The sequence below is a fragment of the Candidatus Defluviibacterium haderslevense genome (assembly GCA_016712225.1).
GTDB classification, from domain to species: domain Bacteria; phylum Bacteroidota; class Bacteroidia; order Chitinophagales; family Saprospiraceae; genus Vicinibacter; species Vicinibacter haderslevensis.
On the sequence record JADJRL010000003.1, the window covers coordinates 3,694,485 to 3,707,673 of the forward strand.

Annotated in this window: 12 protein-coding genes; 6 read left to right on the forward strand and 6 right to left on the reverse strand. The window is 34.4% G+C overall.

The window, feature by feature from the left end; genetic code table 11:
• Window positions 1-629 precede the first annotated feature (629 nt).
• From prfB to IPK88_14460, 3 genes are all read right to left on the reverse strand, one after another.
• Window positions 630-1,734, reverse strand: a protein-coding gene (prfB, locus tag IPK88_14450; protein ID MBK8244625.1) for a peptide chain release factor 2 whose coding sequence is annotated in 2 segments (ribosomal slippage) — window positions 630-1,685 and window positions 1,687-1,734 — 1,104 coding nt in all. Because the reading frame shifts where the segments join, the coding sequence is not laid out codon by codon here.
• A gap of 79 nt (window positions 1,735-1,813) precedes the next feature.
• Entirely contained in the window at window positions 1,814-2,710 is an 897-nt protein-coding gene (locus IPK88_14455; GenBank protein MBK8244626.1) for an FKBP-type peptidyl-prolyl cis-trans isomerase, read from the reverse strand.
• A 19-nt stretch (window positions 2,711-2,729) separates the two neighbouring features.
• Complete coding sequence (locus IPK88_14460; GenBank protein ID MBK8244627.1) at window positions 2,730-3,731, reverse strand: bifunctional oligoribonuclease/PAP phosphatase NrnA; 1,002 nt, start codon at window positions 3,729-3,731, stop codon at window positions 2,730-2,732.
• Between the two features lie 108 nt (window positions 3,732-3,839).
• Here IPK88_14460 and IPK88_14465 point away from each other — a divergent pair, with 108 nt between their 5' ends.
• Window positions 3,840-4,259, forward strand: a complete 420-nt coding sequence (locus IPK88_14465) for a nucleoside-diphosphate kinase (GenBank protein ID MBK8244628.1) — start codon at window positions 3,840-3,842, stop codon at window positions 4,257-4,259.
• Window positions 4,260-4,585: 326 nt separating this feature from the next.
• Complete coding sequence (locus IPK88_14470; protein ID MBK8244629.1) at window positions 4,586-5,026, forward strand: hypothetical protein; 441 nt, start codon at window positions 4,586-4,588, stop codon at window positions 5,024-5,026.
• A gap of 72 nt (window positions 5,027-5,098) precedes the next feature.
• Here the strand turns inward: IPK88_14470 and dapF are convergent, their stop codons facing one another.
• Both dapF and IPK88_14480 read right to left on the reverse strand, forming a co-directional pair.
• A complete protein-coding gene (gene dapF / locus IPK88_14475; protein ID MBK8244630.1) occupies window positions 5,099-5,881 on the reverse strand; it encodes a diaminopimelate epimerase in 783 nt (260 codons plus the stop codon).
• 12 nt (window positions 5,882-5,893) lie between these two features.
• On the reverse strand, window positions 5,894-6,526 hold the full coding sequence (locus IPK88_14480) for an NUDIX domain-containing protein (protein MBK8244631.1): 633 nt from the start codon (window positions 6,524-6,526) through the stop codon (window positions 5,894-5,896).
• Window positions 6,527-6,534: 8 nt separating this feature from the next.
• Between IPK88_14480 and IPK88_14485 the strand changes: the two genes are divergently transcribed.
• The 4 genes from IPK88_14485 to IPK88_14500 all read left to right on the forward strand — a co-directional run bounded on the left by IPK88_14485 (window position 6,535) and on the right by IPK88_14500 (window position 10,352).
• Complete coding sequence (locus IPK88_14485; protein ID MBK8244632.1) at window positions 6,535-7,179, forward strand: orotate phosphoribosyltransferase; 645 nt, start codon at window positions 6,535-6,537, stop codon at window positions 7,177-7,179.
• Between the two features lie 11 nt (window positions 7,180-7,190).
• Complete coding sequence (locus IPK88_14490; protein MBK8244633.1) at window positions 7,191-8,270, forward strand: M42 family metallopeptidase; 1,080 nt, start codon at window positions 7,191-7,193, stop codon at window positions 8,268-8,270.
• A 523-nt stretch (window positions 8,271-8,793) separates the two neighbouring features.
• Window positions 8,794-9,513 (forward strand): hypothetical protein, encoded by a 720-nt coding sequence (locus tag IPK88_14495; protein MBK8244634.1) that lies wholly within the window; start codon window positions 8,794-8,796, stop codon window positions 9,511-9,513.
• A gap of 56 nt (window positions 9,514-9,569) precedes the next feature.
• A complete protein-coding gene (locus tag IPK88_14500) occupies window positions 9,570-10,352 on the forward strand; it encodes a hypothetical protein (GenBank protein ID MBK8244635.1) in 783 nt (260 codons plus the stop codon).
• Window positions 10,353-10,826: 474 nt separating this feature from the next.
• Here IPK88_14500 and IPK88_14505 read toward each other — a convergent pair whose 3' ends face one another.
• Window positions 10,827-13,109 (reverse strand): T9SS type A sorting domain-containing protein, encoded by a 2,283-nt coding sequence (locus IPK88_14505; protein ID MBK8244636.1) that lies wholly within the window; start codon window positions 13,107-13,109, stop codon window positions 10,827-10,829.
• Window positions 13,110-13,189 lie beyond the last annotated feature (80 nt).

Below are 13,189 nucleotides of genomic sequence, written 5' to 3' on the forward strand. Positions count from 1 at the left end.
CTGAAAATTATTGATTAAACGTAAGAAATACTAGTATAAGTATGGTTATAGCAAATTTTATAAAATCAAATAATGAGAATATTTGATGTTCAGAGTGCCTTGTCCAACATAAAATAGAAAAACTGGTTAAATAATTAAGTTTGACATCCATCTAAAAATTTTATTTTCGTTTTAATTATAAACTTTTTGTTCTTTTTCATGAAACATGATTGAGTGATCTTGCCCAAGCAAGAAATTTGTGATCCAAAATCACAAATTAACGAATGAACTGAAGCCTGTATCAGGCTGAGGGAAACCAAAAATTCTAATTTGTTTTCAATGCATCTTCCTCCATGCCTAAATTATTGGCTACAAGGACTTCGCCAATTATTTAGGTTCACTTCACAGAATGATCTCGTCGGTATGACGAGATCATTCTGTTCGTTCATCTTAAGGCCAGTCCAAATTTCTATGACTACTAAATGTTATTACTAATTCTTTGAATTTAATTTCGATCAAAGTAATCGAATACAAATAAATTTTTGAACTGCACTGGAGTTCTGAATTTAAAAGTTATTCATTTTTAGGAATAAAAATGGTGGAGTTGGATATTGTAAACATCAAACAAAATTGACCACAAGCTATTGCTATTATTCCTCATTAATTTCAGAAGTTCCAACCGTTTTATGCATCAAATAAGCTTTCAAAAAATCATCCAGATTGCCATTAAGAACAGCATCTGTATTGCCTGTTTGATATCCGGTTCTGTGGTCCTTGACCCGCCGATCATCGAGTACATAACTCCGTATTTGGGAACCCCATTCATTTTTCATTTTAGTGGATTCTACTTTTTCTTTTTCCTCAAATTGTCTTTGGAGTTCACGTTCATAAAGTCGCGACTTCAGCATTTGCAGTGCTTTTTCCCGATTCATATGTTGTGATCTTTCTTGTTGGCATTCTACAACCAGCCCACTGGGTAGGTGTCTTACGCGAACTGCAGATTCCGTTTTATTAACGTGTTGGCCACCGGCGCCACTTGATCTAAAAGTATCCCAATCAAGATCAGCAGGATTGATAACGATTTCAATGCGATCGTCTACTAATGGATGGACAAATACGGAAGAGAATGAAGTCATTCTTTTACCTTGAGCATTAAATGGACTAATACGAACCAGGCGGTGAACGCCATTCTCACCTTTCAGCATACCGTATGCAAAATCTCCGGCAATTTCAATTTCTGCAGACTTAATACCTGCGATATCTCCTTGTTGGTAATTTAATACAGTGACTTTATAGCCACTTTTTTCTGCCCACATTTGATACATTCGATAGAGCATAGCGGACCAATCACAGGATTCCGTTCCGCCAGCACCTGAATTGATTTCAACCAGACAGCTTAATTCATCTTCAGGTTTATTTAAGGTAGAGTGAAATTCTAGATCTTCAATTAATTGAAGGCATTCAGCATATTTTTGATCCAATTCGGTTTCAGTAGCTTCTCCCAGATCGAAGAATTCCAGAAGTACATCTAAATCATCTAAAGCGGATTGTGTTTTTAGGAAGGAAGAAATCCAGTTTTTGTGAGATTTAATATCCTTCATGACCATTTCAGCAAGATGGCCACTAGCCCAAAATTCAGGATTTAGGGTTTGTTGTTCTTTTTCTTGTAAGTCTAAAAGTCGGTTATCGATGTCAAAGAAACCTCCTTAATTCACCGAGCCGATCTTTAAGCTCTTTTAACTGATCTAATGTCATTAAATGGTGATTTTAAAATGATAATAAAAAAAAAGTCCTCCAAAATATCACTATTTTGGAGGATTGTAAATTTGAAATATTACTTAATGCTATTGACTTCTATATAGAATACTAAATCCGATTTAGCCGGAATAGTAGGAGGGGAACCAGCTTCTCCGTATGCTAATGCATAAGGAATGAACAATGTAGCTTTTGTTCCAACTGGGAAATTCATAACACCTTCATCCCAACCTTTAATAACTTGACTTTGTCCAACAGGGAAACTGAAATCTTGTCCTCTAGACCATGAATCATCAAATCTGGTTCCATCCATAAGCGTACCATAATAATTCACTCCGACCATTTGTCCTGAATTTGGTTTCTCACCTGTACCAGCTTGGTGAATGATGTATTTTAATCCGGAAGCAGTAGTTACTACATCTGCTTTATTTTTTCCTGTTTTAAAATCAAGGATGGTTTGTTTAATATTTTTATCGATATCTGCAACCAAAGCTTGAGAACTTGCTATTTTTTCTTGAAGCACTTTATCTTCTTCCGCTTTTTCCTTATTGAATTCTTCTTCACTCTTAACATCTACCAATACTACATCATAAAACAATTCATTGACACCTGGCATACCAATTTGTTTTTTTAACTCTTCGTCAATTACATGTGTAATGGTACCTTCATCGCCTTTAGACATATTGGCCAAAATCTCCATAATAGGTTGAGATGCTTTTGGATCTGATTTTTCAATTTTTGGCATCTTGAATTTCACAACTGGAGTTTGTACCTCAGAGTTAAATACAACAGAATCCTTAGCTCTTACTTTGTATTTGAAATAAACATAATCTCCCTCTTTGGCATTTACACCCGGCTCATCTTTAGTGAGGGTATATTTATGTCCATTGATAGATATTTTTGATGAACCTGCATTTTTGCAAGCCCAAGTTCCTACGATGAGGAAACACAACATGTAAAAAAAATTTGCTTTCATTTTTTTGTTTATTAATAAATTATTGATTTACGAACATATATTTAGGAACTACTTCCTTAAGTTTGTTTATGGTTTCTTCTAAAGTTTGTTTTGAAGATCCTCCTGATGCATTGCGATGCCCGCCACCATTGAAATGTTCTTTACATATGCGTTGAACAGAAAAATCACCTTTAGAACGCAATGACAATTTTATGATGGAAGGTTGATTTGTTACTAAAGCGCCTACATGAACACTTTTTAGCATCATCAAATAATTAATGATACCTTCAGTGTCACCCCGCTGAATATCATAATTTCTATAATCTTCCCGAGTCAAATAAATAAGGCCAAATTTTGATTCAGGATATAATTCCAGGCGATTGTGTAAACAATGCCCTAATAATTTTAAATATTTATCGGGTTGGCTGTTGTGAACTAATTCTTGTATTCTAGTGTCGTCTAAGCCTTGCTCTTTTAATTCACCACAAATTTTGAAAACATTAGTGGAAGTAGCATGATGAAAAGACCCTGTATCCGTCATAATACCTGTATAGAGGCAGTCAATCACCAATTTTGATAATGGTTTTTTAGCCCCTAAGGCAATTAGAATTTCATAAATGATTTCAGCAGTTGAACTGGAAGATTCACGGCTAAAAATGATATCAGCGAAAGGTTCCGGATCCAGATGATGATCCACCATGATTTTTGCTGCTGTAGAGGAAAGTACAATTAGTCCTAACTTATCTATGCGTTCTAAAGAATTGAAATCCAGGCAAAATATGATTTCGGCTTCTTTAACTGATTTTTCGGCAAGAACCTGGTTGGTATCGAAAATGATGATTTCTTCGGATTGAGGCATCCATTCGAAATTAATAGGGTAGTCACTTGGCATGAGAACTCTCACCGAATGTCCTGCAGATTGTAAATACAGACTCAGAGCCAGGCTGGAACCCAGAGCATCACCATCAGGATTTCTATGTGAAATGATGGCTATTTGTTTTGGAAATTCAAGTAAAGCGCTTAATTCTGAGATTCCTTCCATATAATTCTGCAAAAGTCTAAAAAATTCTTCAAAATAATATTGAATGGTTTGTTAAGGTGAGTAGATATGAACTATTCAATCATTAGTTTTGCGAATAATTTAAGAAATATGACCAATAATAGAACATTTACAATGATCAAGCCTGATGGTGTTGAAGCCGGACACATAGGTGCAATTTTAGATAAGATCTGTGCAGCAGGATTTAAAATTGTTGCCATGAAATATACCAAATTATCTATTGAAAAGGCCAAAGAATTCTATGCCGTGCATAGCGAGCGTCCCTTTTATGGCGAATTGGTTGAATTTATGTCCCGAGGTCCAATAGTAGCTGCAATCCTAGAGAAAGAAAATGCCGTAGAAAGCTTCAGAACCTTAATTGGTGCGACCAACCCGGCCCAAGCTGCTCCTGGAACAATCAGAGCGCTTTATGCTAAAAGTATAGGAGAGAACGCCATCCACGGATCTGATTCTAATGAAAATGCAGCCATTGAGGGTGCGTTTCATTTTGCTGGTACGGAGATATTTTAGTGATAATTATTAATGGTTAATTTTTAATTCATTAACCATTTATCATTATTTGATTAACCATTGATCATTAACCATTAATCATTATTGATCATTGTCCCAAAATCTTCCATGAAGTTAGGCACACCTTACCCACAAGTAACCACGACTATGGGGTAGGTTTGGTATCCTCTATCAACTCTTTTGGTACAACGATTCTATTCATGATGATTGGACCTTGCATTCTTCAATAAAGTGCAGTTCTAATGCATCAATTTCTTTTTTTTCAAGTCTTATATTCCAATAAATATTAGACTTTTTTCGTTATTATATCAATAACATTAAATATTATGGGATATCAAACTGGACTCATTCGGGTTACAGGAGCTGTAGGTAACATCATTTTTTATAAAACTCAGGACGGTGATTTGTTTCGACGTAAATCAGGAACTGCTCCAGAAAAAATTCATAATGATCCATGCTTTCAAAAAACAAGAGAGCACATTAATGAATTTATTAAAGTCATTAAATCTAGTAAAGAAATCTATTATTTTCTGAAGAAAAAAAACATGCCCACTTCATTACCTTTTAATTCCATTGTGAAGTGTTTGAGTCAATTAAAAAATGAGGATACTAAAAATGGTCATGGAAACAGAACAGTCGATGCAGGACTTAGAACTCATTCAGGTGTTATTTTATTTAATGAATTGTTTCAAGATTTAAATGATCAAATTAGATCCAAGGTCTTGAATTACTTAATTGACCCAAATACTCTGAAATTAGATAAATGAAATATTTGGCATCAAATCATTCAATCCATATAATAAAAATTTGATTTGCATTGGGTTTAAATATGAATTGTCTTATATTTTATAAAACCCTGAAAATACCTCATGAGCTGGTCCCGTAAGATAAATATCTGTTGCTTTTTGACCCTGTAGATTTAACTCAACTTTTAACTGTCCTCCTTTTGAAATAACAGGAATAGAAACATAACCTTGCAGTTTCAATTGTATGGCCTGATAGTAGGCTGCCGCGGTAATTCCGGTCCCGCAAGCCAGAGTTTCATTTTCGACGCCGCGTTCATAGGTGGCAATCCAAAGTTGATCGTCCTTCCATTCTATAAAATTCACATTGGAACCTTCAGGAGAGAATGCATTTCTTATTTTTTTTCCCTCTTCGTAGATGTTGTAATGGAAAGGATCATTGACTTCAACCATGATATGAGGGGAACCACTTTGGACAAATGGTCCGAATGGTGTTGATGTCAATTGATCTATATCTGACATTTTTATTCTTACTTCATTGCCTTTGAGTTCACCTGTATGCTCGCCATCAGCAGCAATAAAATGAAGTTTAGTTTTGTTTAGTTTGGTGCATACATATAATACTGCACAACGACTCCCATTTCCACAAAAAGTCGAAAATCGGCCGTCTGAATTTAAGTATTTCATTCTGAAATCAAATTTCGGATCTTGACAAACAGCAATGATGCCATCCGCACCAATACCAAAATGTCGATCACACATACGTTCTAATACTGCTTGTTCATTAAGATCAATAAATTCAAATTCAAAAAAATCAAAAATGATAAAATCATTTCCAGCACCTTCAAATTTTTCAAACGGGATGACCTTTGGTTTCATTTCAAATCAAACTTAGATTTTATTTAATAAGACAGTTACACTTTTGTGTATCGGACTTAATCGTCTGGCATCTTCAATAGTAAACCATTGAATGTCGGTTATGTTTTCTTCTGCTTGGGGAACAGGAATTTGGTCTTTAACCAAATTCAAATGATACCATTTGGTTTTTTTAAGACATCTGATTCCTTTTTTGTCCCTATAGATATGCCATGTGGTTCCAGCTTTGGATTTGAGTTGGAGTGCATTAAGACCTGTTTCTTCCTGACATTCCCTCAATCCTGCAGTTGGGAAATCTTCATTAGGATCTAACTTACCTTTAGGAAGATCCCAAAGACCCTTACGAAAAATCATCAGAATTTTTTTTTCCTGATTATGGATGATTCCTCCTGCTGCTGGCACCCAGTTCAACAAGCTCTTTAGATCATCATACATTAAACCCAAATCGGCCGCAAAAAGGATGACTTGTTCGAATCTGCTTGATTTTTCGAGTATTTCCATATATTGAAAAAGACTTTTTTTAAGGCCCTTGTAAGGCATGATCAAGCTTTTTTGATCAGTTGAAATGGTCGATAATTCTGTTTCAGACATTAAGATTAGAAGTCGGTCATTTATATAAATTTCGTACTTTTGACGCTCTTTTGACATAGATTTAAATGAGTTTGGCTAAAAACATCGCTGATAGATTGCTGCAAATAAACGCAATTAAATTAAATGCACCTAATCCTTTTACTTGGGCATCTGGGTTAAGAAGTCCCATTTATTGTGATAATAGGCTTATTTTATCATATCCTGCAGCCAGAAAGGAGTTGATATTGGCCTTGGTTCGGGAAAGTAGTTGTTTTGACGGTATCAATGCTATTGCAGGTGTTGCTACAGCAGGTATTGCCTGGGGTGCCTATTTAGCTGATCGATTAGATTTGCCCTATTGTTATGTTCGAAATAAACCCAAGGAACATGGTATGAAAAACCTAATCGAAGGTAAATTGCCTGAAAATAGTACTGTTTTAGTTATTGAAGATCTCATATCTACGGGTGGAAGTTCTTTAGAAGCCGTTCATGCGCTTCAGGAGAATGAAATCAAAGTAGCAGGCGTTTTAGCCATTTTTCAGTACGGTTTTTTATCTGCGAATGAAAAATTTAAAGAAAATAATATCCCATTTCGCACTTTAACGGACTTTCCGACACTTTTGGAACGAGCTTTGTATAGGAATGACATTACTTCCCTTGAATATGATCAATTAAGTTCTTGGAACATTAATCCGAAATTATGGTCAGATCAATTTCTTAACCATAATTAATACTTTAAATTATGTCAATTATTAATAAAAAGTCAGAAGAGTTTCTCTTTGAATATTTAAATAATGCTTCTCCAACTGGTCATGAGGCTTCAGGTCAAAAAATTTGGCTGGATTACATCAAAGATTATGTTGATGAATGGCATTTAGATTACTACGGTACGTTATATTCTGTCGTAAATCCTGGGAAGGATTTCAAAGTCATCATAGAAGGCCATTCAGATGAAATTTCATGGATGGTAAATTACATCACAGATGACGGATATATTTATGTTATCAGAAATGGCGGATCGGATCAGTCTATCGCACCTTCAAAAAGAGTCAATATACATACCGAAAAAGGTTTTGTGAAAGGGATATTTGGTTGGCCAGCCATTCATATGCGTAAAGGCATTGATACCAACATGACAGCTACGATTGAAAATATTTTTATTGATGTAGGTGCGAAGGACAAAGAAGAAGTAGAAAAAATGGGGATCCATGTCGGTCAAGTAATCACCTATGAAGATACTTTAATGAAATTAAACGATACCTTTTATGTTGGTCGGGCTTTGGACAATAGAATGGGTGGTTTTTGTATTGCAGAAGTAGCCAGACTCTTAAAGAAAAACAAAGTCAAGCTTCCATTTTCTTTATATATAGTCAATTCTGTACAGGAAGAAATTGGACTCAGAGGTGCAGAGATGATTGCTGAGACCATCAAGCCCAATATAGCCATTGTAACCGATGTTACCCATGATACCCACACACCCATGGTGAAAACCAAAGAGCAGGGTAGTATTAAATGTGGTAGTGGTCCGGTGATTTGTTATGCCCCTGCAGTACATAATACCTTACAAAAACTAGTTGTTAAAACTGCTGCAGAAAAAGAAATTCCAATCCAAAGATCAGCAGCTTCAAGAAGCACAGGTACAGACACTGATGCATTTGCATATTCGAATGGTGGTGTGCCTTCGGTTTTGATTTCACTTCCATTGAGATATATGCATACGACTGTAGAATCAGCTCATAAGGCAGATATCGAGCATGTGATAAAGCTCATCTATGAGGTGCTCTTGGCCATTGATCCAAAGAAAAGTTTGAAATACTTTTAGATATCTATTCTTTGCTTATAAATAAATACAAACTTATGGCCCTGAAGGGGTCAAATAAATCAATGATGGGTGCCAACCCATCGGTAAGTAATAGAATTTATGGATAAGCCCTGAAAGGGTGTAATTTGCTATGTGCCACTTTAGATATAATGCCTGTTAATACAAAGAATGACTTTTCAAGGTGATTTTTCATTATTACTTTTAAACCATTGGGGTAGGAAAATGGAGGTTCTATAGGGTTAATGATTTCGCCCTTTCAGGGCTAAAAGATGAGTTTGAGGTTGGTTCAAAGGGCTTCACCCTTTGTTGTTTTATTTCGCCCTTTCAGGGCTAAGAATGATGCTCTGTTTCTAAAAAAAGTTTTAGTGTAAAGAAATTAAATTTGATAATGTAGATCGATATTAGCGGTCAAGAACCGTAAAAAGTTACCAAATGCAAAGGATTATATCTGTTCCTACAAATTAATCTCCCTTAAATGGCTCATACTTGAATTGTTATGTATATTTGATAATAATTTATACATATGAAAAATATCTATAGTCTTTCGATTTTGGTTTTTATTTTTGTTTTTGGGATGTCTTGCAATCCTACTTTTTATGTTCCAAATACACAAAATGTTCCCATGATTGGGGAAAAAGGTCAGGTCAATCTAAGTATTGCTGGTAATGCAAATCAAGTTGAAATTCAAGGTGCATACGGTTTAAGTTCAAAATTTACGCTTCAAGCCAATACAGCTTTTTATGTTCCAAGAGATTTGGATAATGGCAATGGAGGAGGAGGCAAATTATTTGAGTTGGGTTTGGGCTATTATAAACCCATTAGAGAGCGAATTATTTTTGAAACCTATGCGCTATTTGGTATTGGCGGAATGGAGAATCACTTTCCGACGACTTTGACTGCAAATCCGAACACAACCGGTAAAATTTCTGCTTTATTAAATCGATATACTATACAACCCATATTAGGCTTTAATGAAAAATATTATTCTGTCATTTTTTCATCCAGATTTAGCAGTTTGAATTATGGCAATTATAAAGGAAGTTTGATTTTTGACAATGCAGATCAAACTGAGTATTTAAAAGCCAATCGAATTAATTTTTTAATTGAACCTGCACTGACAGTTCGAGTAGGATCTGAAAAAATCAAATTTCAATTGCAGGTTATGCATAGTTTCAACCTTTCTAATGATCTGTTCAAACAGGAAGATGATTTGATTTCTATGGGTTTGAATTTCCACTTTTGAGTTTTTTGTACATTGATTGAATATCATTTTCAATCCATCAACATACAAATAGTTTCATGAGAATTATTGGCTCTGTTGGTCTTGTATTATTTTATGGTTTGATTGGTCTGTTATTGTGTTATGGGATTTATTATTCCACACAAAAAGGATTTCTTGGCAAGGAACAATTGCTTTTTATTTTTTTTCTGGTTTTTAGCTACTATTATTACCTCCAAATATATAATCCCAATGTCAGGAAATTTAACTCATTCTTTTTATCCTTACCATTGGTTATTGGTGTATGTATTTGTGTTCTGATATATTGGAATTTTAAATGGGCAGATTTAAATTCAAACTTGCTTATGTTGGAATTTACTTTAGCATTATTGTATGGTATTCCACATCAGTATTTGAATCTCCGTCAGATTCCATTTCTTAAAAATGTTTTAGTAGCTCTGGTATGGGTATTGATGCCATGGATTTTCATTTCATTCAAGGATGTTAATCCCATATTGGTAATACTGACCATGGAAGTTTTTGTGTTTATTTTTTTAATCTCCATGCGATTTGATGAAATTGACTATGATGTAGATTTGAAGTCGAAACATATAACGGCTTCAACGATTTTGTCAAAACAACATTCCACTTTTATCATTTTGGTGGGCAGTTCTATAATAATTATTTTGGATGTTTTGATGTGGAAGTTTCTGTGCCTGGATAGAAATAAAATGGTTTCTCAATTATTGATTAATCTACTTCTGATTTATTTTTTATTGGGTTCCGTTAAAGGTATTCGAAAGTATAAAATCACCTACGATACTATTTTGTTGATGAAAGTTGTTTGCTTATGTTTAATTTGATTTAAAGTTGGAGAACTACTGAACTTGATCAAGAATATATTAACATGTGTAGAGATAATTCACAAATTAATTTTGAAGGGCAGTAGCTAATAATATGTAGTCATAGAAATTTGGATCGACCTTAAGGGGTAAGCCGTTAAAAAATGATGTAATGAAACCGTTAAAAATTCAAAACTGTATGAGCCCAACATAATGCTAAAAAAAGAACAATAATGCGAGCTGGGCAAGTGTTATGCTAAACAAAAGAAACATGGCCATTGGCGAGTTTTTTGAATTTAGGTTTCATGGAATCATTTTAGGCTTAGACCTTACAGTCTAGAATTTTTGGTTCTTTTTTTTCATGAAAAAAGAACAAAAAGTTTCTAATTAAAATGAAAATAAATATTTTAGAAAAATGTCAAGTAACCAAAGTGATCTTTTTAATGCTTGTCAATTTTGTAAAGGGTATAGGAGTTCTGAATTCACTGACGTGAACTAAATTTTAATAAATTTAGAAACTAAAAATTGCGTTCCACTTTGAAATTTTATCACATAACACCCACTTTTAAAATTGCTTACATCTAGCGTTTTTTTATTTAAGTCATTGATAGCAATGGAGGATATCACTGCGCCATTTAAGTCTATAATCTTTAATATTCCGCTAGTAGTATTTTGATCACATTCAAATGTTATCGTATGTTGAGCAGGATTAGGGTATATTTTAAATTCATTGTTATGAACATCGTTAGAACTAACTATGGTGCCATCCGTTTTATAAGTAGTAGAGAATATAGAAAAGCCACCACGCTGATTGCCCACAACCATGTCCAAAACACCATCATCATCTATATCTGCAACGCTCAAATGAGTGTTTTCACCTTCACGTAATTGACCATAATTTAAATATTCTATTGTAAACTTATTATATAAATTTCCTTCAATGTGACTAAATACAGAAGTCTCACCTAATAAGCCACCTGAGAACATTAGGTACTTTCCATTAGCATCGTAAAACATTGGGGCGGAATAAACCTTGGATCCAACTCCTTGTAAAATAATATTTCCCAGGCAATTGGTGTTTGGACTGTTATAATAATCCGGATCAAATAATGGTGAGTTTTTAGTTCCTTGATTTTGAAAGTAATAAAAACTTCCACATGGTACCCGGTTGATATCATTGTTACTCAACAAAGATCCTGCTACAATGTCCGTTAATCCATCCCGATTCAGATCTACTAAATAGGGAACACTATAAGAGCGTGCAGACAATTGAAAATAATCGTAAATGGCTTGTTTAAATACAAATTCTTTTCCTGGTCCCGCGATGTTTTCAGAATAGAAAAATCCACCCTGCGATTCACCTGTGAGCATATCCAGATCGCCATCTCCATCTAAATCCCCAAAACTTGGAGTAAAATTTGAAGTTCCGTTAATGCCTTCTCCGAACTGTTTGAAATTTATATAATTGCTATCCACCAATTCATATTGTGGTGATTTAATTGAACCAATGTTTTTGAATAACACAAGTCTTGGATCTCTGCTATTGTTGAGTGAATAAAATCCTTCGGTTCCGATTAATAAATCAGTCAAACCATCTTGATTGTAATCTACAAAACATGGATGAGCAGCAGATCCAAAATCCAACATATCCTCAATGAGTAAATTCTTTTGAGTTAAAGTGAAGTTTGGTTTGGTATTGATAGGTTTGTTTTGATAATACCAAAGATTATTAATATTCTCTGATTGATATCTTTGGTTAGGGGCGACAAGTATATCCAAATGGCCATCTAAATTAAAATCAACTTCGAAAGCTGAATTAAATTTATTCATATTAATGGGTGTGCTATTGGAAGGCCATGTGTTATCCTCTTTGTTCATCCAGGCTGTTGTAGATGAACCTCCATTGAAAAGTCCGATCATCGCATTATTGGACACGTCGCCAATCAATAAATCTCGCAACGGGTCACCATTTAAATCACAACTTAAAATAGTCGATCCACTATGTCGGATTTGATTGTTTGGTATTGTAAAGTAACTGGCACAAGAATCTGAAGTAGGACTTAATTTGATTTCAGACGACAATCCATTCTCAACAAAGCGGCCATAACATTCATCTTGTAAAATAAATTGAAGTGAATCTAATGACCAGCCTCTTTCCTTTGAAATATTTTTAAACCATTGAACGTAACTTCCACCACTTGTAAAAGTAAGGATGTCCAGATCACCATCCTGGTCGATATCATCAATGGATGGATAATCAATATAATCTACAGGTATTTGAGTATACTGATTTCCACCTGTAGGCCAGTATAAGATATTGTATTTTTCCTTGCCAATACTTGCTATTTGAAATTGCAAGAAACCATTTACATTAGTGCCTTTATAAACTTCAATGCCTGCCGGTCCTTGTGTATTAAATGAACTTGAAAACATGTCGATGATACCATCCTTGTTGTAATCTTTTAGGATCACCCAATCAAGTACTCTAGGAAATTGCCTTCCCATTTCGGGTTGGAAATTATATTTTCCCGTTTTTCCATTAAAAATGAATGGCATTAATACATTTCCATTTTTGTCAAAAACCAAAAGATCTAAAATGCCATCAAAATTTAAATCACCTTGATTTACTTGGGCATTATTGATGCCTCCGGTCATCGGATATTTAAGTTGGCGACTATTGACAAAAAAGGGTATGTCTTTTCGTTCCAAAGGTTGACTGTGTAAGCTTGTGCCTATGGTTGATAAAATTAAAGAAAAGTATATAGTATAAAATCTCATTAATTCATGGTGTTAAGTAAACAAATAACGCTTGTTTGGATTTAATAGTCCACATGCATTGAATATTTTAATCTTTATTG

Coding starts and splice junctions, on each gene's coding strand:
- IPK88_14505 (MBK8244636.1), bottom strand. CDS start 13,109: ATGAGATTTTATACTATATACTTTTCTTTAATTTTATCAACCATAGGC.
- IPK88_14495 (MBK8244634.1), top strand. CDS start 8,794: ATGAAAAATATCTATAGTCTTTCGATTTTGGTTTTTATTTTTGTTTTT.
- IPK88_14500 (MBK8244635.1), top strand. CDS start 9,570: ATGAGAATTATTGGCTCTGTTGGTCTTGTATTATTTTATGGTTTGATT.
- IPK88_14485 (MBK8244632.1), top strand. CDS start 6,535: ATGAGTTTGGCTAAAAACATCGCTGATAGATTGCTGCAAATAAACGCA.
- IPK88_14455 (MBK8244626.1), bottom strand. CDS start 2,710: ATGAAAGCAAATTTTTTTTACATGTTGTGTTTCCTCATCGTAGGAACT.
- IPK88_14480 (MBK8244631.1), bottom strand. CDS start 6,526: ATGTCAAAAGAGCGTCAAAAGTACGAAATTTATATAAATGACCGACTT.
- IPK88_14465 (MBK8244628.1), top strand. CDS start 3,840: ATGACCAATAATAGAACATTTACAATGATCAAGCCTGATGGTGTTGAA.
- dapF (MBK8244630.1), bottom strand. CDS start 5,881: ATGAAACCAAAGGTCATCCCGTTTGAAAAATTTGAAGGTGCTGGAAAT.
- IPK88_14490 (MBK8244633.1), top strand. CDS start 7,191: ATGTCAATTATTAATAAAAAGTCAGAAGAGTTTCTCTTTGAATATTTA.
- IPK88_14460 (MBK8244627.1), bottom strand. CDS start 3,731: ATGGAAGGAATCTCAGAATTAAGCGCTTTACTTGAATTTCCAAAACAA.
- IPK88_14470 (MBK8244629.1), top strand. CDS start 4,586: ATGGGATATCAAACTGGACTCATTCGGGTTACAGGAGCTGTAGGTAAC.